Raw genomic sequence first — 2265 nt, 5'->3', positions numbered from 1 at the left:
GAGAAACTGCTTCGAGTGACATGCTCTAAAGCTTGTTGTGTGCTTGGTACTAACGGATCGTTTTCCAGTTGCTGGCACAGGCTTGTTGCTTGCTGCATCGCTAAACTCGCACAGCTACTTTTCAGTGTATGTGCCAGCTCAGAGATGGCTTTACCATTTCCCTGCTCAAACTCTACTTCAATACGCTCCAATAACGGTAGACTATGGGTTTCAAATAAAGATACCCATTTTTGCAGACGTGCAGGGCCAAATCGCTGATAGTCGTCTTGTAACTGCTCCAGATTAAGTAATTTCGTTGCGGAATCCGCTGTACTCGTCTGCGCTCGCTCATCGATAACACGCTCTTCACGCGAGTTTTTACCGCTGGGTTGCACTGCAACACTGGCTTGCAGATAATGTTTCACTAATCGGCATAATGTCTCTTGCTGCACGGGCTTTTGAATCAAACCACAAAATATATCGCGGATTTTCTCACCTAACGCCTTATCTAAGACATGAGCACTGAACGCGATCCGTGGGATCTGCGGATAGCTTTTCGCCAACATCACCGCCAATTCAGCACCATCACAATCAGGTAAGGACAAATCCACCAGCATTCCATGCACATCCGCAGATTCTCTCGCCAAAACGGCTCTTGCTTGCGCCCCGTTTTCTGCCGCCAACACTTGCGCGCCACTGCTTTCCAGCATCTCGCGTGAGATTTGGCGAATCAAAGCATTGTCTTCTATCAGCAATAAGCGCAGGCCATCAAGGGAGCAATCACGTTCACCGCTGTATTGCGCGGGTACCGATGCAGAACGTAACGGTAAGCGCAGTGTAAAACAACTTCCCTCTGCCGGGGTGCTCGTTACAGAAAGCGAGCCATCCATCGCTTCGGCCAGTGATTTACAAATCGCAAGCCCAAGGCCGGTGCCACCACTTTGTCGGCCTAACTGCACAAACGGCTCGAATATCTGTTGCTGCTGCTCAGTCGCTATGCCACAACCTGTATCAGTGACACTGATTTCCCAGTGTTTCTCGGCCATGCTACAGCGCAGCGTGATACCGCCCTGCTGGGTAAAACGCAGTGCGTTGCTGATCAGATTAACGATGATTTGTCGGATACGGCGCGGATCACCAATCAATATCGTATTGGGCGTAATTTGCTGCATACCCGAATCCACCAACGCAAAGCTATCTGCTGGATGTGAGTCAAAACGAAGATAAATACCTTTTGCCGATGCACGACTTTCCATCAGCCGAACAATACTGCGCAGTAAACTGTCCGGCTCAAAGGGCTCATCACTGATAGAAACCTGCGCTTGCCCTTCTTCGATAGCCGAATAATCGAGAATATCATTCAAGATAGAGAGCAATGACTCGCCAGAATCATTAATCGCCTGCACATAATCGCGCTCTTTGGATGACAAATCAGGCTGCTGTGACAAACGCTGAGCAGTACCCAAAATGCCGTGTAGCGGCGTTCGGATCTCATGACTCATGGCCGCCAAAAAGGCAGATTTAGCATGATTGGCTTTTTCTGCCTCTTGGCGCGCCTGACGGTGTTGCACCACCAGCGATTGCAGCTCATCGGTGCGTTCGCGAACTTCCTCTTCCAGATGCTCTTGGTGATAACGCAGTGCGCGTACACTGGAACGAAAAGCGTTGGCTAAACGGTTGATGCTTTGCAGCTCGCGCATGCCATCCGTTTGTGGAAATGCCGAATCCAATCGGCCGTTAAGTAAGGATTGCAACGCTTTAGTATGGCGCGCTAAAGGCAGCGTGACTTGCCGATACACTAAGCGCCACAAAATCAGACACAGGGCGATCAGCGCGACAAGGGCTAAGCCGAGCAACCAGCGTTGTCCGGTTTTTTGTGCGCTACGTAGCTGCTCCAACGCCTGCGCATTACGCTGTTCAATTTGCGCCACTTGGCGATTAATTTCATCGCCGAAACGGGTAAATAGCTCCAGATTTTTCTGGCTGAATGCCTGTAGTTGCCCTTGGATGTGATTGATGTTTTTGCATATATCAATCAATGCTTGATATTGCGAGATAGTCGTATTCGCTTCGGCCAACTCGCGTCGAACGCCGGGGTCTTCTACCCGCAAATGACGACGATGTAAGATGCGTACCGCCTGCGCCAATTGTTGCTGTTGCTGACTTAAGAACGTATCGCCTTGTCCATCGCTTAACCCATTGATGATCTTCTCTACCCGCATCGCGCTTAAGCGCAGCTCAATCATCTGATCAAGGTAGCCCAAATCCACATCGGCCAGCTGATCG

At 50.2% G+C, this 2265-nt stretch carries 1 protein-coding gene; it reads right to left on the bottom strand.

From position 1 onward, the window contains the following. A partial coding sequence (gene torS / locus ACRC27_RS00820; RefSeq protein WP_438638872.1) for a TMAO reductase system sensor histidine kinase/response regulator TorS occupies positions 1-2265 on the bottom strand: 2265 nt, incomplete at both ends.

This window comes from Plesiomonas sp. (assembly GCF_051650925.1).
GTDB lineage: Bacteria > Pseudomonadota > Gammaproteobacteria > Enterobacterales > CAMTGL01 > Plesiomonas.
This window is presented reverse-complemented; position numbering and strand designations above follow the sequence as displayed.